The organism is Thermostichus sp. MS-CIW-37 (assembly GCF_054060065.1).
This window is the reverse complement of the sequence record NZ_JBSSCV010000030.1, coordinates 16,466-34,513: the sequence shown is the minus strand read 5'-3', so window position 1 is coordinate 34,513 and position 18,048 is coordinate 16,466. Positions and strand designations below refer to the sequence as shown.

Here is an 18,048-nt window from a genome sequence, read left to right as displayed (position 1 = left end):
GTCAGGACTTGGGTCATGGTTCTATCATAACTTCCGCATTCCTCCCGACACTGACCCTACGGGTACAGTGCGGGGCTCCTGCGATTTCTAGCTGACAAACCGGTAGAAGTAGCGCTGCGCTGGCCTCAAGCCGGTGACGACGGCACGAGCAATGTAGTCGCCTGGCTCAGTGCGGTAGTTGCGGCCCGCCACACGGCGAGCAGTAAGCGAAACTTGTTGCGAAATGGGGTTGAACTCGGAATTCTCAGCCACCTGCAACGTCACCGCAACCGTATCTGTCGCGCTGGCCGGGATCACCCGCGTGGAAAGCACCGCCCCTTCCGAGGTGGGATCCCCGGCAAATACCCCTTGGGGAAATCCAGGCTCTCCCAGGGGGGGAATGGAGGAACTGGAGGTGCCTCCACAGGCAGCCAGGGCAGCTGCCCCACCTCCAAACATCAGCAACTGCAGGAAAAAGCGACGGGAACGCAGGGAACTCATGAGACCCACCTCAGGGACGCAGGCAAATGTAAAGGGATCCGCAACAAAGGCCAATCGCCTTTTTAGTCAAGCACTTTTGCCCCCAAGCTGAGGTTGTGGGCAGGTGAAGGCTGGGTTAGGGTTGGTTTAACGGCTCTGACCCCTGCGCCCAGGTTCCCCACGGCCTTTTCACAGAGCTTGCTGAGAAGGCTAAAATTTCATTACAGTTTTTCCTGCTTTTGCCCCATTTTTGCGGTTTTGCGTTCCTTAGACTTCTTGTTGACCCTGCCGAAGGAGGGATCGTCGTGGCTACGGAGACTCTGGTCAAGCCTTCTGTAACCCCGAAGCACATGCCCATGTACCGGGTGTTGCTGCACAACGACGATGTCAACACCATGGAGTACGTGGTTCAGGTGCTGGTGAAGGTGATCCCGGCGATGATGCCGCCGCAAGCCACTGAGATCATGCTGGAAGCCCACCACAACGGCGTTGCTGTGGTGATCGTGGTGCCGCGGGAGCATGCGGAGTTTTACTGCGAACAGTTGCGGCAACATGGCCTGACCAGTTCCATTGAGCCGGAACGCTAGGCGGGGCGGGTTGGATGGGCCTGCCGATCTCCAAGCTGAGGGCTTGTCCATTTCTGCTGCGTCTGCTGCTTTTCTTGGCGATCCCGCTCTTGGCCTGGCTGCCGTTGCTCGGGCTGGGGAGTTGGCTTCTTCCTGAACGACGGGAGTACCTGTGGCTGCTCCTGTATGCCCTGCTGCTAGCCTGGCTATGGGTGTGGGGATCCGGGTTTGCCGCCTATGGACTGGATGGCAGTTGGCCTTGCCGAGGCGGGATCCTGTGGGGCCTGGGGATCGGGGTCGGGGGGCTTTTCTTGCTTTTGGGCCTGGAGGGATCCCTGGGTTGGCTGAGTTGGAGGGCGGTAGGAGGGGGATCCCTGCTGGTCTATGGGTTGCTGGGGTTGCTTTTGGGCTTGGGGGTGGCGCTGGCGGAGGAGCTGTTTTTTCGCGGCTGGCTGCTGCAGGAGATGCTGCTGGACTACGGTTGCAGCACTGCGGTGTGGGGATCCAGCTTCCTGTTTGCTATGGCCCATTTCCTGAAGCCTTTGCCTGAGATTCTCGCCACCTGGCCGCAATTTCCCGGACTGTGGCTGATGGGGCTGCTGCTGGTGCAGGCGAGGGTCTGGAACCAAAACAAGCTGGGCCTTAGCCTAGGGCTGCACGCGGGTTGGGTCTGGGGCATGGCCTGGGTCAACAACTTGGCCTGGATAGACTACACCGGCAGGGCGCCCGAGTGGCTGACCGGGATCGGCGGCAACCCCTTGGCCGGGCTGATGGGCTTGCTTTTTCTAGGAGGGACTTTCGCATTTCTCAACGGCCTGGCTCAAGCTGGCTGGCTACCGGCAGACCTGGAAAAGCGTTGATTGAGCTGATCGATAAAGAATAACCTACTCTCCCCAAGGCCCTTCCTCGTAGTAGGCGGTCACCTGCTCCTTGGGCGGCTGGGTAAGCAAGCTTACGCCAATTAACACCCCACTGCCGATCACCACTGCCGGGATTACGGGTAACCAGCCCCCTGTCCAAGCCCGCGGCAACAGACCCGACAGCCAACCTAAAGTCAGGCCACTGGAGACCAAGGCTCCTGCTACAGCCCCAGCGCGGGTAGCCCGCTTCCAGTACAGACCGGCTATCAGGATTGGGAACAGCATGGCATTTCCCTGAAAGCTCCAGGTGGCGATCTCCACAATCAGCCCCGGCGGGTTAAGGGCAATGGCAAAAGAGGCCAAACCGATCCCCAGCACCACCCAGCGTCCCAATTGTTCTTCTTGGTGGGGGGAAAGCTGGCGTCTAAAGAGGGTCACTACCAGATCCCGCGTTACCAACGAGCTGGCCGTAAGGAGCTGTGAGTCTGCCGTGGACATGAGGGCGGCCAGAGCTGCTGTAATCACCACCGCTGCCACACCGCCGGGCAGAGTTTGCAACATCAGGGGCATGATCTGGTCCGCTTTCTCCAGGCCGGGAAAAGCCAGGCGGCCCCAAACCCCAAGAAGAGCTGCCGGGAAAAAGACCAGCAGAATCAGCAGCGGCCAGACTACCATCAGGGTCTTGAAGGGATGAGCACTCCTGGCCATGTAAAAGCGCTGGAAAAATTGTGGGAAAAGGGGAGTGGCCATGAAAAACAGCAGTTGATTGCCGAGTAACCCTTGCCAGCTCCAGCGTCCTTGGGGGCCGGGCAAGCTCAGCCAGGGATCCAGTTCGCTACCCGCTTCTCTCCCTAGGGAGAAAGCCACTGCAACAAAGGCCACCCCCATCCCCAGAATCAAGATGATCCCCTGCACCATGTCCGTCCAGACCACCGCCTGGGATCCTCCAAAGAGCACATACCCCAGGATCACCAAGGCCACCACCACTGCCAAGGGCCAGTAGGGGATCCCCTCCCCCAAGACAGCCGCTAGGGTGCGGGCTCCGCCAATGATCTGGATGCTGATGTAGGGGGCGGTAAACGTCAGGGCGCTAAGGCAGTAGAGTAGAGCCAAAAGAGGGCTGTTGAAGCGGTGGCCGAAAAACTCGGAAGGGGTGATGAAGCCAAAGTGTTGGGCTGCTAGCCATACCCGGTAGCCCACCCACAGAAACAGCCCCGAAATGAAGGCGGTGGTCACTCCCACCCCCAGGAAGATCCCTAGGCCGTGGGTATAGGCATCCGCTGGCACCCCAATGAAGGTAAAGGCACTGATCAGCGTCGCCAGCGTCGTCAAAGTTAGAGCCAGGGATCCCAGACCCCGCCCCGCCAAAAAGTAGCTAACCGGATCCCGACCGCTGTGGCGATAGCTCCAGAAGCCAATGGCCGCCAGCAGCAGCAAGTATGCCCCCACCACACCCAGACTCAAAACCGTGTTACTCATCTCCGCCTCTCGGCCAGCAAACGCGCACAATGTAAAGATTCAAGGGCACCAGCAGCAGCACGGCCAGCCCTGCCCCCCAGTACCAAGCAGGGATCCCCAAAAACTGGGGCTGGGCCGAGCGGGATCCCACCCAGGTCAACAGCCACAGCAGGGGATAGGCCCCCCACACCCAAGCTTGGCGCATCCGCCCAAACCGCAGCTGCCTTGATCCTTGAAGGTTACCGGCGGGATCCAACCCTGACATCTACCCATCTCCTGCTTTTTTGCCAAGCGTTCCTTTTGCCAATCATTTAAGATACAGCCACTACTGCGCAGAGCTAAATTGTCTTTTCCCCTTTCCCCTTCAGATCCTGTTGGCAAGAGGGAGCCTTCCCGTGGGCCAGGCCATGAAGAACGGGAGCGGCCCTACTGGCTAGCTTGGGCCCGCATCAAAGGGATTGGCCCCCACCGGCTCAAGCGGCTGGCGGAGTTTTTTGGATCCCTGGAGCGGGCTTGGCAAGCGGATGCCCCGGCCCTGCAGCAGGTGGAAGGGATCGGCCCCACCCTGGCCCAGGCTATTGTCTCTGCCCGTCCTGGCCTTGATCCCGAGCAGATCCTGGAGGAAACCCTCAAAGCGGGGATCCCCTTTCTCACGCCTGCAGATCCGGACTATCCGCCGCTGCTGTGGGAGGTGCCAGATCCCCCGCCCATTCTCTATGCCCTAGGAGAATGTCCCAATTGGCAACAGCCGGCTATTGCCATCGTCGGCACCCGCGCCCCTACGGCCTACGGTCGACAGTGGACCCAGAAAGTCAGCGCTGCCCTGGCGGAAGCTGGCTGTGTGGTGGTCTCGGGGCTGGCAACGGGGATCGACGGCATTGCCCACCAGGCCTGTCTGGATGCCGGCGGCAAGACGGTGGCCGTGGTGGGAACGGGGGTGGACAAAGTTTACCCAGCTCACCATCAAGCTCTCTACCGGCGCATCCTGGCCCAAGGGGCCATCCTCAGCGAATATCCCCCCGGCACGCCACCGGCCAAGGAGCATTTTCCCCAGCGCAACCGCATCATTGCCGGCCTCTGCCGCGCCACTCTGGTGATGGAAGCTCCTGAGACCTCTGGAGCGCTGATCACTGCTCACTTAGCCAACCACTACGGTCGGGAAGTCTATGCGTTGCCGGGGAATATCGACACGGCGGCGGCCCGTGGCTGTCTCCACCTCATCCGCAGTGGCGCGGGCATGATCCTGGGGATCGAGGAGCTGTTGAAAGACTTGGGCTTAGTTCAGGGATCCCCTGTGCTAAAGCAGCCCTCGTCCACTGGCCCCAGCGATCCCCAACAGCAACTGCTCTGGCAGCTGCTAGGGGAGGGCATCCTCAGCATCGATGCCTTGGCCCAGGCTAGCCAGATGGATATTGCCACCCTTTCCAGTACCCTGCTGCTTATGGAATTGGAAGGCTGGCTGGTACAACTGCCGGGGATGCGCTATCGTCGAGCGCGCTGAAGTCGGCCCCCCGCACTGCCTCTCCTGTGGGAGCGCGGCAAGTGGGATCCTCGTGGCGGGGATTGTTCACATGGGTGCTGACCGGATAAGCCACCATGGCCTCTGCCGGGTAGGGGCGAAGCAGGGGCAACAGCAGCTTGGGATCCTGCACCTGGGGATCCAGCCAAAGGTCGTAGTCGTTTTCCGTCAAAATCACGGGCATCCGCTCGTGAAAAAGCCGCATCAGGCGGTTGGCAGCGGTGTTGAGGATGGCACAGGTTTCCACCTCCACCCCCTCTGGGCTGCGCCAGCGTTCCCAAATCCCGGCAAAGGCAAATACCGGTCGATCCAGCAGGTGAAACCAGTAGGGTTGTCTGCCCTTCTTGCCTGTACCCTGGTCGGCCCACTCGTAGAAGCCATCTGCCGGGATCAGGCAGCGACGACGGCGGAAAGCTTCGCGGAAAGAAGGCTTCTCGGCCACCGTTTCAGAACGAGCATTGATCAACCCGGCCTTGGCGGCTTGGCTCCAAGCGGGGATCAGGCCCCAGCGAAAATGGGTTGCCTTGCGCTGAAGGGATCCCAGCTCAATCATCGCCAGCACGGGCTGAGAAGGGGCGATGTTGTACCGGGAGACAACTGCCCTTTCTTCTGCTGCCACCGGCAAGCCGAAATGCTGCATCAGCACTTCTGGGGCCACTGCCAGGCTAAACCGTCCACACATGTTTGTCCCCCAGTCGCTCACCCCAAATGGCCTGCCGACAGGATCCCCTAAACCTTGGTGGAAATGCCCAGCAGTTGCAAGATCCCGCGCAGGGGAATCTCCACCCACTCGGGGCGGTGGTTCAACTCATAGCCCAGCTCGTAAATGGCTTTTTCCAGCAGATAGGCGTCCAACAACACCTCTATCTCTTGCAGGCTGCGGGGCAAAAAAGCCGCTTGGAAAGCCACCTGCAGATATTCGGCCAAAAAGCCCGCGCAGACCCAGCGGTGCCAAAACTGGGCCCACCGCATCATGTCGGGGCAGTGGTCGGCGCAGACCAAGCCGCTCTCCAGTTGCTGGCGCAAAGCTGTGTGGACAGCATAGTGGAAGGATCGCAGCATCCCCGCCACATCCCGTAAGGGGCAACGCTTGAGACGCCGTTCGCCCAAAGAGCGGGCCGGCTCCCCTTCAAAGTCGATGATGACAAAGTCTTTGCCGGTAAACAGCACCTGGCCCAGGTGATAATCCCCGTGGCAGCGGGTACGCAGGGCGGTGATCTTCCGCTCCAGGATCAGGCGGAAGCGGCTCATGATTTCCCCTTCTTGGTCGCAAACAGCCCGAGCCAAGTTGGCCTCTGCTTCCGGCAGCTTGGGGAGCTGCTTATAAGGACTCCGTCCCGCTGACGCGAACAGCAGCGGAAACACCTGCCCCACCAAGTTGCGCATGGACTGGTAAACGGAGCGCTGGTACAGGCTGGAGAAAGGCTCTGGGGCAAAGTCTTTGTTCTCCGTATCGGCAGCCAGGGCGATGTGCAGCTCGGCGGTGCGCTTGGCCAAGATCCGCACCGATTCTAGGTAGCTGCCGATGGTGGCGTAGGCCAGCTCCGGCAAGGGCTGTTGGGAAAGCTCCAAGAAGGATCCCTGCGGCACGGGCACGGGATCCACCTCTTGGTGGTGAACCAACACCGCCTCAAAAAATTGCCCCAAGCTGTCCAGGGTGTAGTGCCAGGCATCTCCCTCGTTGGGGATGTACTCCTGCAAAATGGCCAGGGTAATGGGCTGATCGGCGGGATCAAACCCACGGGCCCCGCGACGACGGCGATACTCCAGGGATCCCAGCAGCCGCGGCACCCGCACTTGGGGATGGTGCTCCAGCAGGTAGCGGCCAATCTCCAGCTCGGGATTCACCCCTTCGGCCACCTTGCGGTAGACCTTGAGGATGTACCGGTTGCCGTAGACCACAGAGGTATTGCTCTGCTCGGCCTTGAGGATACGGGGTTCCAGGCTGGGGTCATACTCAAAAGCGCCAGAGGTGGTGGCCCAGAGCTCCCCGGAGCTGTGGCGCAGGCGCCCCTGCTGGGCGATGATCTGCAAGGCTAGGGACAAAAAGGTTTTATCCGCCAAAGCGTCGAAAAGAACCCCCGGCGGATCCCCGGCCACTTGCACAGGGGCAATGACCGCTTGCGGCATCTCCCTGCGCAGGTGCAGAGCCATCTCCTGAGTGGCGTAGCCTACCGGAAGGGAGTAGACTTCCGCTTCCCCCTGAGTGAACTCAGTTTGCAGAAGAATGATCTGGCCCCGAAAGGGGGGATCTGCCTCCCGGTTGCAGGGAATGGCATCCAAGATCTGGGCCGACTGGATCTGGCGGGCTTTGGAGCCGAACCAGCGACAACGGTAGAGATAGTCCCCCAAAAGCGCCTCCACCTGCTTTTGGCTTTCCCCTTGAAAGAGGCTTTCCCAAGTGCCGCTTGAGGGGATCAGGGTGGGCAGACGATCCAGCTCTTCCGGCTTGCTGTGGCTGGGGTGGATCCGCTCCGTTTGGGGCTCAAGGGAGAACCAATAGAAAGAATGGGGGCCTAGAGTCAAAAAATAGGGCAGTTGTCCGATGGGGGGAAACTCGGTGCGCCCGAAGATCTCCACCGGAATTAGTCCTTCCCACTCCGCCAAGTCCAGCTCCACGCACTGCACATAGCGGGAGAGGTTGGCCACCACCAAGATGCGCTCATCGCCAAAGGCCCGCATAAAGGCAAGCACCTTGCGATTTTCCGGGTGGAGCAGCTCAAAGGAGCCGCGGCCAAAAGCTTGGAATCGCTTGCGCACTGCGATGAGCCGCTTCATAGTCCACCACAGGGAATAGGGGTTGTTCCGCTGCGCTTCGACATTGACGGTTTCGTAGTGGTACTCGGCATCGATGACAATGGGCAGATAAAGCTTTTGCGGGTTGGCCCGGGAAAAGCCGGCGTTGCGGTCGGCGCTCCACTGCATGGGGGTGCGCACGCTATTGCGATCCCCCAGGTAGATGTTGTCTCCCATGCCGATCTCGTCCCCGTAGTAGATGACCGGGGTGCCGGGCAGGGAAAACAGCAGGCTGTTCATCAGCTCGATGCGGCGGCGGCTGTTGCCCAGCAGGGGGGCCAAGCGCCGACGGATGCCCAGGTTCACCCGCGCATTGGGATCCTTTGCGTACACCTGGTACATGTAGTCCCGCTCTTCGTCGGTGACCATCTCCAAGGTGAGCTCGTCGTGGTTGCGCAGGAAGATGGCCCATTGGCAGGTTTCGGGGATGGGCGGGGTTTGCTGCAGGATGTCAATGATGGGGAAGCGATCCTCCATCTGGATGGCCATGAACAGCCGCGGCATGAGGGGGAAGTGAAAGTCCATGTGGCATTCGTCCCCGTCGCCGAAGTAGGCCACGGCATCTTCCGGCCATTGGTTGGCCTCGGCCAGCAACATGCGGTCGGGATAGTTGCGGTCGATGTGTTGGCGCAGGGCCTTGAGGAAGGCATGGGTTTCCGGCAGGTTCTCGCAGTTGGTGCCTTCCCGCTCGTAGAGATAGGGCACGGCATCCAGCCGTAGGCCATCCACCCCCATGCTCAGCCAGAAGTCCACCACCTCAAAGATGGCTTTCTGCACGGCGGGGTTGTCGTAGTTGAGATCCGGCTGGTGGGAGTAGAAGCGATGCCAATAGTAGGCTTTGGCCACCGGATCCCAGGCCCAGTTGGAAGTTTCAAAGTCTTGAAAGATGATGCGGGCTTCTTTGTACTTTTCGGGCGTATCGCTCCAAACGTAAAAGTCTCGCTCTGGGGTGCCGGGAGCAGCCCGCCGAGCCCGCTGAAACCACGGGTGCTGATCTGAGGTGTGGTTGAGGATCAGCTCGATGATGACGCGGATCCCCCGTTGATGGGCGGCATCCAGAAAGATTTTGAAGTCTTCTAGGGTGCCCAAGGTGGGGTTAACGTTGGTGAAATCGGAGACGTCGTAGCCGTCATCCCGCAGGGGCGAGGGGAAAAAGGGCAGCAGCCAAATGGCCGTGATGCCCAGATCCTGCAGGTAGTCCAGCTTTTCCGTCAGGCCCTGGAAGTCTCCCACGCCGTCGCCATCGCTGTCGGCAAAAGCCCGCACCGGTAGCTCGTAGATGATCGCGTCTTTGTACCAGAGGGGGTTGTGGGTGAGGGGGGAGATGATGCTGCGCAGAGGGGTTCGGATCATCATGCTGGCAACAGAGACAGGATTGGGACACCTTGGCAACCCTAACCGTTGAATGGGGATCCCCTCAATAGGCTACAGCCTTTTCTTGGGTGCCAGGGATCCCCAGGGTCAGTGCGGGCTTTCTCGGGCTCAGGCAATGCCACTCCGCTTCTGGGCTTCCTTGCGAGAGACGGCTACGTGGCGCAGGCCGGTGCGGATCAGCTCCTGCTCGATCAGGGCAAAGAACCGCTGCCGATCCCCGCTCCTCACCACCGCCAAATGATGGGCTTCTGCCAAGGCGATGGGGTAGCCAAAGCCTTTGTGCACTTGGCTCAGCACGCCTGCCAAGGCCCGCTGCAGCAACTCCGCATCCTGGGCCACCCAAGCGGGAAACTCCAGGCGAGCAATTTCGGCTTGGCCCAGGGATCCCTCGCTGACATTCAGATAACAGCAGTGGATGTGGTGTTCCCCGAAGGTGTCCAGCACGCTGGCTCCGCAGCGCCAAAGGGGGCTGCGCTCTCCCGGCTGCAGCAGGGATCCCCAAAAAACGCGATCCGGCAGGGGGGCAAAGGGATGGCAAGGGGGGGTTTTGTCGGCAAGGCAGTAGCGATAACATTCACAGCCCAGGTAGGGGCACAGCCCCAGGCGCAGGTAGTTAAGGGTTTCGCTGCTGCGAGAGGCGCTGATGTATCCCACGAGAGGGATGCGGGCCGCCCGCAACTGCTCCAAGGTCGCCAGAATGGGATCCAACCAGGGGCGCCGGGCCGGCTGGGACAGAGGTTCCAGTCCCCAGGGGATCAGGGATCCATCCAAGAGCGCCAGCGTGATGCGGCGACGGGGCACCGACAGGGCCAACTGCGCCAGCTCCTCCAGTTCTGCTCGGGAGCGTCGTAAGGCCAGCACCTCTTCCGGCCCCAACGAAGGCTCCGTTCCGCTGCCGGGGTTGCGTTCACCTGGGGTGCGCCGTGGGCGAGAGTCTCGCCGGTTAAGGGGGGCGCTCGGCAACCCTTCTGCCCTCCGCTCCGGGGAAGAGGAGTCTGAGTGCCGGGCAAAGGATTCATCTCCATACAGCAGCAGGGGCTGGCTGTCCAACAGCGGCCACTCCTGGGTGCCGTAGTGGAGAACCACGCGCCCAACATTGATCAGCGAGCAGTAGGCAATCTCGTGGTGACTGGGCAAAATCTGGGATCCATCCGTGGCCACCACCGTGTGTCGCCCCTGCAGAGGTTCAACCTTGGGCAGGGATCCCCAAGCTTCCGGCGGCTCGGCAGGGCTGGCGCAAACAAACGACAGATGGGATCCCCACTCGGCCCAGCGGGACTGCCAAACCTGCGGCTCCTGCTGCCAGCGCTCGAAAACTTGCCAGGCTTGGCGCAGGCGTTCTTGGCCGGCTTTCGACTCCTGTTGCAAGTGCCGGGTGAACGCAGGAATTTGCCCGCTCAGCTTAACCAGATCCAACATGATGGCCGCATCAGCCCTGCATGGCAATACGGCTGCCAGAAGCGGAAGAAGCCACATCTTGTCCTTCTGAGGAGTTGAGCAGCTCTTCCAGCGGAAACTCCCCGTAGACCTCGCTGCTGTTGTTGGGACTCTCCTGCAGGCGAACCCGATGCAACTGCACCCCCAGCTCCCGCAGGGGCAGAGTCAGCAGCCGCTGGATGTAGAGGGCGATGTTTTCGGCAGTAGGCACCACCTGGGCAAAGTAGGGAATGTCTTTGTTCAAAAAGGTGTGATCCAGCGGCTTCACCACCTGCTCCTCGATCAGCCGCTGCAGGGCCGCCAAGTCCACGATCATCCCCGTGCGCGGATGGATGGATCCCTTGACGGTGATCTCCAGGCCGTAGTTGTGGCCGTGGCCGTGGGGACGGGCACAGAGGCCGTAGATGGCGCTGTTTTCTTCAAAACTCAGGTGATCCAGAGCCAAGCGGTGGGCGGCGCTGAAATGGGTGGCAACAGTCAAGTAGGCTTGCATGGCTTCTCCTCGGTATTCGGCCCAAAGCTCAGGATCTTCGTACAGACGGACGCTGGTTAGGGGCAAGGCATCGGCCAGGCGTTGCCAAATCACGTAAGCGATAAACTCGGTAGTGGGCAAGGTTTGGGCAAACTCCGGCCAAGCTTGATTTAGATAAGCAAAGTTGAGATCTTGAATCACCCGCTGCCGGATCACCTGCTTCACCTCCGAGAGGTTGAGCACCATCCCATAGTCATCCACCTCACCACTCATGCCCACCTCCAGCACATAGTTGTGGCCATGGCCGGGAAAACGGGCATTGGGGCCAAAGCGGGCTAAGTTCTCGGCTTCTGAGAGTTCGGGCAACCAGTACCGATGGCTGGCGGCAAATTGCGCACGGCGGTAGATTGTACAGATTCTGGACATGAGTGGAGAGGAGAGCATCTGCCGGGGGATCCACCCTTTAGCTTGACACACTCCCCGGCCCAGAGGGTGGAAATTCTCAGCGGCCCTCAGCCTACCCTCCCAGTGGTCTTGCCGTCATCTCTGTCCTGCGCCAGGTCAGGCACTTGCCCTGCCGACCGGGTCGGCCTGTGCATACCCTCATTTCCCAGAAAGCATTTCGAGCAAGGTTTTGGCGGCATTGTGTCCTGAGAGCCAAGCCCCCTCTACGCGCCCTCCGGCGCACCAATCGCCGGCACAAACCAAAGGCAATCCCTCAGCGGCGGGAATACGGGTGCTTAGGCTGGCCAATCCCGTGGTTTCCAAAGGCAATGCGTAGCGCCAACGGTGCACCTGCATCCATTGTGGCGAAGCCAGCCAGGGATCCAGCCGTTGGGCCGCGTGGGCCAGCAATTCTCGACCGGCCTTTTCCAGCTCAGAGGGGCCGGCCTCCAAGTACAGAGATGACCACTCCGCCCCCCCATGCAAGACCACCACAGGCGGGAGCGGCTGCAGGCGCTTGCTGCTGTCCAGTCCCAGCCAGGCCAACATCGGATCCTCCAAGCACTTGATCCCCTTCCAAGGCGGCGTATGCTCAGAGTAGCCCGCCAAAACCGCAAGGCAGGGTTGATACTGGGCGGATTCCAGCAGAGGCAACAGGTTTTCAGCCGAAGGGATCCCTTCCCGGAGCAGGGGCAGCAACTGGGGGGCCGGAATTGTCGCCACCAGGGCAGCAGCCTCGTAGCATTGGCCGTTCTCCGCCCTCAATTGCCAGCTTGTTGCCAAAGGTTTGAGGCTGACCACACGAGTTTGGGTGTGTACCGACAGCGGGGCAGCCAGGTGTTTGGCCAGCGTCGTCATGCCCTGAGGGCAGACATAGCGCGGTTTTTCATCGTTGGGATCCTCTGGGCGCAGCCCTTCTCGATCCAGCACATGCAGCGAGCGCGTCCATTCCGTCAGCAGCCCCAGGCCCAGCAGCTCCTTCACCCAGCGATGAAAGCCATCCGAGTCGGCGGTCAGGTATTGAGCTCCATGATCCACCGGCACCGTTTGTCCAGCATGTTCAACTCGACGGGTGGCCATGCGCCCGCCCAAGCCTGCCGATTTTTCCAGCACCAGAACCTGGAGCCCTGCCCGCAGCAGTTGCCTTGCACACACCAAGCCGGCCACTCCGGCCCCAATAACAATCACATCAGCGGATTTTGGGCTTGTCCCCTCGGAGGGCGTTACCGCTGCCTGGGTCTCCTCACCTAGCATACTGAGCCTGCCGGCTGTGAGCGGATCCGCACGTTCAGCTCCCCCCTCTGCCAAAGGGGTTGTTGCCTCTTTCGCCGAAGAGCTTGGCCTCCCCCTTGATGGCAGCCTTGATGATGTTGTAAGCAGCCCAGGCAACCACCAAAACAATGGGCGACAAAACGATCAGCGGACGAAGATCAATGTCCATGGTTTTCATCCCCCCTAACATAGATTTACCGACTGCTCGGAACAAGAGCCTCCAGGGTTGGCAACTGCCGGAATCCCGATAGGGTGAAACCATTTTCGACTCTGGATCCCGCACAAGCTGAGGTGCAACTCTGGAAAGATGGCTAAGTCCAGAATAAACCTAAATGGGGATCCCTACCGGACAGACTTTGCCCCATCTGGACTGCTGAGGCGGGAGCCAACAGGCCCACACCGAGAATCGCGTCCAGAACTAGCGTACCCAGCAGGGGCGTACAATCGACCCCGATCAACCGCTAACTGCCGCCAAAGCCAGCAACCGAGCCAGTTTGATATTGCTGCCCATGAGAGAATCCCTGTTTTGGGGAGTTCCCCGGAGCCCATCTTGGCGCCCCTCTGCCTTTCCGAGGGTTTCTAAGCTGTTTCTAGACCATTTCTAGACTGCGGTGTTCAGTCTAGGGTGAGATGCCTGGGCCATTGAGGAAAGCCTTTGGCCGAGTGCATTACTGTTCCGCAACGCCGACGCGACCAACGTTTTAGGTGTGGGTGCAGTGTCCTAGTTTGAATCGAGATGACCATCATGACTGTGCGCTAGAAAGGGTTGTCTCTCGGCTCTCTTTCAGTTGCTGTAGATTTTGCCCAGGGCAGCCGGCGGGCGGGTTTGGCGGGTGCGGCTCAGCACTCCCGATAGAACCCCCATCGTCAACACAAAGGGCAAAGCCTGGATCAACACGGGCGGCATCACATCTCCTCCCTGCAGTTGGATGGCCAGGGCGTCGGTGGCTCCAAACAACAGCGTTGCGCCCAAGATCCCGAAGGGATGCCACTTGCCGAAGATCATCGCTGCCAAGGCGATAAAGCCCTTTCCTGCTGACATGTTGCGGACAAACTGGTTCAAAAAGCCGATGGAAAGATAAGCCCCCGCCAGGCCCCCCAACAAGCCGGAGAGCAGCACCGCCGCGTAGCGCATACCCAGGACGTCCACCCCCATGGTGGCAGCAGCCTGAGGATGCTCTCCCACCGCTCGCAGCCGCAAGCCCCAGGGCGTTTTGAACAGCAACCACCAGGAGATCGGCACCAACAGAAAGGCCAGGTACACCAAGGGGCTAAACCCATGCCATAACGGCAGCCGATTGACAATTTCCTGAGAGTTGGTGGTGTTGCCGTAGAAGGATTGCAGCACCAGCGAAGGCACGCTCATGGCCAACAGGTTGATGGCGGTGCCGCTGACAATTTGATCAGCTCTGTAGCGGATGCACATCAGCGCATGCACAAAGGCAATGGCCACTCCCCCCAAGGCGCCGGCCAACAGACCCACCCAAGGGATCCAACCCACCTGGGCTGCTGGAGTCTGGGCCAGAAGGGGAGCCTCCAGGCGTTGGGTGGTCACTGCCGCCGCCAAAGCCCCAAACAAGATGATCCCTTCCAGGGCAATATTGACCACGCCGCTGCGTTCGGAGTACATGCCCCCCAAGGCCGTGAGCAACAGAGGGGTAGTGGAGCGCAGGGTAGCCGGGATCAAAGCCCAAAACAGAGTTGCCATATTGCTCCGCAGCGCCAGCGCAAACGAGATCTCCGCTCAGAGGTACTCAAGTTGAGCGTTCATCGCAGTCCATTTCCACCTGGGCTGCCTGCAAGGGATCCGTGAAATAGCCGGGCAACAGGCCACCTGCTGCAATGAACAAGACGATCAAAGCTTGTAGAGCGGTCACCAATTCTCGGCTGATCCCCAATTCCAGATTGAGCCGCAGCCCCCCCGTCAAGAGTACCCCAAACAGCAGTGCTGTGAGGACGATGCCCAGAGGAGAGTTTTGCCCCATCAGGGCCACCGCAATGCCATCAAAACCGACCTGGGCAGGCAAGGATTGCTTGAGGCGGTATTCTTCGAGGCCGGCCCCCAGAACATAGTGGGTTGCAGCCAGCCCCGCCAAGGCGCCGGAGATGGCCATGGCCCAGATTTGCTTTTGGCCCAAGTCCACCCCGGCATATTCTGCCGCTCTGGGAGAAAAGCCCATGGCCCGCAGCTCATAGCCCTCCAAGGTTCCCCACAGATAGACATTCACCACTGCCACCGCCAGCAGCGCAATCAAAAAGGCCCCGTTCAAGCGGATGGCGGCCAACCCTGTGGGCACCTCCACCGGCCAACCGGGCAAGATGCCCCCCAGCAGATATCCCCCCAGCCCTGCCGCCAGGGATCCGATGCATCGTCTTTGCAGGGGCCAGCCTCTGCAGAGCAGGTAAAACCCCACCCCGGCCAACAGGGCCAAGGGCCAAGCCCAAGACAGCGTCCCGGGGCCGGATCCCTGTAGCCCCAGCAACTCCAGCAGCGAGGGCAGCCGCGATTCGGGGCGAATTTCGTAGCTACGGGCTTCTGGGCCGGGGGCCTTGAAGGGCAAAGTGACCGGATAGCCGAAAAAACGGTACTGGTTGGCCGAAATTAAAAACAAGAAGATTGAGGCGGCAATGTAGTTCATCATGATCGTGTTGATGACCTCGTGGGTGCCGAAGCGGGCCTTGAGCCAACCGGGGATCCCACCCCAAAGGGCTCCACCGGCAGCCGCCGCCAAAACCGAGAGGGGCAAAGTCAGCCAACCTGGCCCCGGCAGGTATACCCCCACCAGCATGGTGGCAATGGCTCCCATCGTCAGTTGTCCCGGCGCGCCGATGTTGAACAAGCCCGCGTGAAAGCCAAAGGCCACCGCCAACCCCGTAAAAATCAGAGGAGTGGCCAGCAGCAAACTCTGGAACAACCCGGGCAGATGAGTGATGGGGCTAAACAGCACCTGAAAGGTGTAGGTGATCAAGTCCAGTTTGGTGCTTAGCTTTACAAAAAAAGGCGAATCGGGCGAGGAGCCCAGGCCGGGCCGCAGCAACCCCACCACCACCGCCCCTGCTGCCACCGCCGCCCCCAAGGCAGTCAGGGGGACGATGATCTGCCGCCGCCGCACCAAAAAGGCTTTTCCCCCCGGCAACTGCAGCCGCCCCAGCAGCAACAGCAGCAGGGCATAGGCAAAGCTGGCATAGCTGGCCAAAGAAGGGCTGAACCGCCGCAACGGCAACCGAGTTGGCGGGATCCCTTCCGCCAGGGCCGCCCTGTTCACCGCCCCCACTGCCCCATAAAACCAGAGCAAGCCCAGCCCAAACAGAACTAGACCGCTCACCCCCAAGCTGTACAGCCAGCGGGCCCGCACTTGCCGCTCTTTGATCCCCAGGGCCAGACACGACAACAGCGCCAACAGCACCCAGGCCCAGCTCAACCCTGGGATCCAACCCACCGCCAAAGTATCCGGGATCCCCAACTGCTGCGGGTCGATGAGGCCAAAGGTTCCTGCCAGCACCCCTGTGCCGCCGAACTCCCGCCTCAGCACCCACCAGGGGCAGAGCAAAAACAGCAAAACGGCGCTCAGATTGGTCAGCAACAGCAGCATGGGCAGAGATTCAGCAAAACCAAAGGGAATAATCCGAAAAGATAGCAGCCAGCCCTCTTCTCAGCTCCTCAGCTCAAGACACTTCTCACGGGAAAGTGCTCCGCACCGCCGTCGCGAACGAGGCCAGTTGGATCCGTTCTGGCCTCAAGTCTCGAATCAAAGTGGTGCGTAGAGGTGCTGGGGTCAGGGATTCGGCGTAGGCAGAGTTGAGATAAGTCGAATACTCAGAAAACCCGCCGGAGTCGGATCCCGCCGCCAGGTAGGTTTTGAAAAAAGCAGTGGCCAAGCCCTTGAGCAAGGGGCGAGCTGACTGGGGATCTGGCCCGATCAACTCCTGCGGCACCGGGAAGGCCCCCTGGCCACCCCCACCCAGGAAGGTGAAATGGGTGGATCCCTCCACTATCGCCAAATAGCGCTGCTGGGATCCCAGCCAGGTAAAGGGTTCAATCTGCTCTGCTAGGGCGGGGGTAAAGTAATCTTCGCTGCCCGACATTATCATCACCGGGATCCCCACTTGGCCTAGCCCTTCTGGGCCAAACACCGTGCTGGTGAGGGGGTTGAGGGCAAACACCGCCTGAATGCGCGCATCTGCCAACTGCCCCGCCTGCGCGGCCAGGTTGGAAGCCTGGAACACCTCTATCGCCCGACATTGCAACAACAGAGAAACATTCAGGGTCAGCTCCAAGGAATGGGATGTCTGGCAGTTCTCTTGCAAGCGGGCTGGATTGAGCGCAGCCCCTGCTGCCGCCAACACCGTGTATCCCCCCAAAGACTGGCCGAACAGTCCTGCCGACTTTACATCCAGCCTGCCCCAGCGGCTGGGATCTTGCTGTGCCCTGAGTTCCAGCTCGTCCAACAGCAGAGAAATATCCTGGGGCCGCGCCACCCACTCATAGGGCCCCGGCAAAGAGCCAAACCCTGACAAAAAGCTGCGCACCCGCTCCACATCGGTGCCCGGATGCTCCAACACCGCCACCGCAAACCCCCAAGAAGCCAAATGGCGGGCCAAGTAGGCAAAGGTATTGCGGTCAGAGGCAATGCCGTGGGAGATCACCACCAAGGGGATACGCCCCTTCCCCTCCGGCAGATAGACTTCCACCGACACAGGCGTATCGCGCCAAGGGTTGACCAACTGGAAGCGCTCCACCTGCCACTCCAACTCACCCGGCTGCTCGGGGCTAAGGTGAGGTTGAGCTGAGTCTTGGGCTGCCATGCTGAGAGAAGCGCTGGAAGATGCCCACTCAGCTTTCCGCCCGGCCTCTTCTCGCAGCCTTGCGATCACCAGATCCCGCTGGCGGAAGAGTTGACCGGCCTCTCGCACCAAGCGAATGCTCATATCCAGATCGATCTGCAACTTCTCCAGCGGGTAGCGGCGCAACACATTCACCAACGTCAGCCCCTCGGGATCCCCTGCCGCCAGGATCAATGCCGCCCGCAATGCATAAAACTCTGCTTCTCCATCTCCATGCAATACTAGGGTCAACCGCCGCAGCAGATCTTCGCCAATCGCAGAGTAGGTAAACTGGCTGACCGTAACCTGGTCAAGGTCAAAATTACGTGTCAGCAAATCCGCCAAAGCTGCCTGTTGCTCTGGCGTGAGCCGCCGCAGATAAAAATCCAACTGCCGGCTTACCGCGCCATTGTGGGCAAACCGGGCCAGATCCTCCACGGGCAAAGAGAACTCAATCAAAGGCGGCAGAAACACCCCCAAGCGCTCTGCGCTCCACGCCCGGCCCGGCCCAGCCAAAACTGTCGCCAGTCCTAGGCCCAAGGCAAACACCCCCTGCAGCCACCGCAC

The 18,048-nt window shown here is 60.5% G+C and carries 15 protein-coding genes; 3 read left to right on the top strand and 12 right to left on the bottom strand.

Features of this window, described 5'->3' with window-relative positions:
- Nucleotides 1-87: 87 nt before the first annotated feature.
- Nucleotides 88-480: a PhoD-like phosphatase N-terminal domain-containing protein gene (locus ACVWYZ_RS12140; RefSeq protein ID WP_457467202.1), complete on the bottom strand. Its 393-nt coding sequence runs from the start codon at nt 478-480 to the stop codon at nt 88-90.
- Between the two features lie 284 nt (nt 481-764).
- Between ACVWYZ_RS12140 and clpS the strand changes: the two genes are divergently transcribed.
- Together clpS and ACVWYZ_RS12130 are read left to right on the top strand one after the other, a co-directional pair.
- Nucleotides 765-1,046, top strand: a complete 282-nt coding sequence (gene clpS, locus ACVWYZ_RS12135; protein WP_011432326.1) for an ATP-dependent Clp protease adapter ClpS — start codon at nt 765-767, stop codon at nt 1,044-1,046.
- Nucleotides 1,047-1,060: 14 nt separating this feature from the next.
- Entirely contained in the window at nt 1,061-1,885 is an 825-nt protein-coding gene (locus ACVWYZ_RS12130) for a CPBP family intramembrane glutamic endopeptidase (protein ID WP_457467201.1), read from the top strand.
- Nucleotides 1,886-1,909: 24 nt separating this feature from the next.
- Here the strand turns inward: ACVWYZ_RS12130 and ACVWYZ_RS12125 are convergent, their stop codons facing one another.
- The gene (locus ACVWYZ_RS12125) at nt 1,910-3,364 is read right to left on the bottom strand and encodes a sodium:solute symporter family protein (protein WP_457467200.1); all 1,455 of its coding nucleotides are present in this window, start codon (nt 3,362-3,364) and stop codon (nt 1,910-1,912) included.
- Nucleotides 3,357-3,548 (bottom strand): hypothetical protein, encoded by a 192-nt coding sequence (locus ACVWYZ_RS12120; protein ID WP_457467199.1) that lies wholly within the window; start codon nt 3,546-3,548, stop codon nt 3,357-3,359. The genes ACVWYZ_RS12125 and ACVWYZ_RS12120 overlap by 8 nt, the downstream gene beginning before the upstream one ends.
- Before the next feature lie 138 nt (nt 3,549-3,686).
- Here ACVWYZ_RS12120 and dprA point away from each other — a divergent pair, with 138 nt between their 5' ends.
- Nucleotides 3,687-4,844, top strand: a complete 1,158-nt coding sequence (gene dprA, locus ACVWYZ_RS12115) for a DNA-processing protein DprA (RefSeq protein WP_457467198.1) — start codon at nt 3,687-3,689, stop codon at nt 4,842-4,844.
- Here the strand turns inward: dprA and ACVWYZ_RS12110 are convergent.
- The 9 genes from ACVWYZ_RS12110 to ACVWYZ_RS12070 form a co-directional block, all read right to left on the bottom strand.
- The gene (locus ACVWYZ_RS12110; RefSeq protein WP_457467197.1) at nt 4,783-5,544 is read right to left on the bottom strand and encodes an SOS response-associated peptidase; all 762 of its coding nucleotides are present in this window, start codon (nt 5,542-5,544) and stop codon (nt 4,783-4,785) included. The genes dprA and ACVWYZ_RS12110 overlap by 62 nt on opposite strands.
- Nucleotides 5,545-5,591: 47 nt before the next feature.
- On the bottom strand, nt 5,592-9,011 hold the full coding sequence (treS, locus tag ACVWYZ_RS12105) for a maltose alpha-D-glucosyltransferase (protein ID WP_457467204.1): 3,420 nt from the start codon (nt 9,009-9,011) through the stop codon (nt 5,592-5,594).
- 129 nt (nt 9,012-9,140) lie between these two features.
- The gene (locus tag ACVWYZ_RS12100; RefSeq protein ID WP_457467196.1) at nt 9,141-10,451 is read right to left on the bottom strand and encodes a DNA double-strand break repair nuclease NurA; all 1,311 of its coding nucleotides are present in this window, start codon (nt 10,449-10,451) and stop codon (nt 9,141-9,143) included.
- Nucleotides 10,452-10,461: 10 nt separating this feature from the next.
- The gene (locus ACVWYZ_RS12095) at nt 10,462-11,367 is read right to left on the bottom strand and encodes a 6-carboxytetrahydropterin synthase (RefSeq protein ID WP_457467203.1); all 906 of its coding nucleotides are present in this window, start codon (nt 11,365-11,367) and stop codon (nt 10,462-10,464) included.
- A gap of 177 nt (nt 11,368-11,544) precedes the next feature.
- On the bottom strand, nt 11,545-12,639 hold the full coding sequence (locus ACVWYZ_RS12090; protein WP_457467195.1) for an NAD(P)/FAD-dependent oxidoreductase: 1,095 nt from the start codon (nt 12,637-12,639) through the stop codon (nt 11,545-11,547).
- Nucleotides 12,640-12,673: 34 nt separating this feature from the next.
- Nucleotides 12,674-12,826 (bottom strand): photosystem II protein Y, encoded by a 153-nt coding sequence (locus ACVWYZ_RS12085; RefSeq protein ID WP_414330801.1) that lies wholly within the window; start codon nt 12,824-12,826, stop codon nt 12,674-12,676.
- Nucleotides 12,827-13,441: 615 nt separating this feature from the next.
- On the bottom strand, nt 13,442-14,365 hold the full coding sequence (locus ACVWYZ_RS12080) for an ABC transporter permease (RefSeq protein ID WP_414357441.1): 924 nt from the start codon (nt 14,363-14,365) through the stop codon (nt 13,442-13,444).
- A 46-nt stretch (nt 14,366-14,411) separates the two neighbouring features.
- On the bottom strand, nt 14,412-16,250 hold the full coding sequence (locus ACVWYZ_RS12075) for an ABC transporter permease (RefSeq protein ID WP_457467194.1): 1,839 nt from the start codon (nt 16,248-16,250) through the stop codon (nt 14,412-14,414).
- 85 nt (nt 16,251-16,335) lie between these two features.
- Nucleotides 16,336-18,048 (bottom strand): alpha/beta hydrolase, encoded by a 1,713-nt coding sequence (locus ACVWYZ_RS12070; RefSeq protein WP_414357443.1) that lies wholly within the window; start codon nt 18,046-18,048, stop codon nt 16,336-16,338.

What these genes read in the sequence shown, in the direction of transcription:
- ACVWYZ_RS12110 (WP_457467197.1), bottom strand. Translation starts at nt 5,544, where the DNA reads ATGTGTGGACGGTTTAGCCTGGCAGTGGCCCCAGAAGTGCTGATGCAG.
- treS (WP_457467204.1), bottom strand. Translation starts at nt 9,011, where the DNA reads ATGATCCGAACCCCTCTGCGCAGCATCATCTCCCCCCTCACCCACAAC.
- ACVWYZ_RS12075 (WP_457467194.1), bottom strand. Translation starts at nt 16,250, where the DNA reads ATGCTGCTGTTGCTGACCAATCTGAGCGCCGTTTTGCTGTTTTTGCTC.
- ACVWYZ_RS12090 (WP_457467195.1), bottom strand. Translation starts at nt 12,639, where the DNA reads ATGCTAGGTGAGGAGACCCAGGCAGCGGTAACGCCCTCCGAGGGGACA.
- ACVWYZ_RS12085 (WP_414330801.1), bottom strand. Translation starts at nt 12,826, where the DNA reads ATGGACATTGATCTTCGTCCGCTGATCGTTTTGTCGCCCATTGTTTTG.
- ACVWYZ_RS12100 (WP_457467196.1), bottom strand. Translation starts at nt 10,451, where the DNA reads ATGTTGGATCTGGTTAAGCTGAGCGGGCAAATTCCTGCGTTCACCCGG.
- ACVWYZ_RS12130 (WP_457467201.1), top strand. Translation starts at nt 1,061, where the DNA reads ATGGGCCTGCCGATCTCCAAGCTGAGGGCTTGTCCATTTCTGCTGCGT.
- ACVWYZ_RS12080 (WP_414357441.1), bottom strand. Translation starts at nt 14,365, where the DNA reads ATGGCAACTCTGTTTTGGGCTTTGATCCCGGCTACCCTGCGCTCCACT.
- ACVWYZ_RS12120 (WP_457467199.1), bottom strand. Translation starts at nt 3,548, where the DNA reads ATGCGCCAAGCTTGGGTGTGGGGGGCCTATCCCCTGCTGTGGCTGTTG.
- ACVWYZ_RS12140 (WP_457467202.1), bottom strand. Translation starts at nt 480, where the DNA reads ATGAGTTCCCTGCGTTCCCGTCGCTTTTTCCTGCAGTTGCTGATGTTT.
- ACVWYZ_RS12095 (WP_457467203.1), bottom strand. Translation starts at nt 11,367, where the DNA reads ATGTCCAGAATCTGTACAATCTACCGCCGTGCGCAATTTGCCGCCAGC.
- ACVWYZ_RS12125 (WP_457467200.1), bottom strand. Translation starts at nt 3,364, where the DNA reads ATGAGTAACACGGTTTTGAGTCTGGGTGTGGTGGGGGCATACTTGCTG.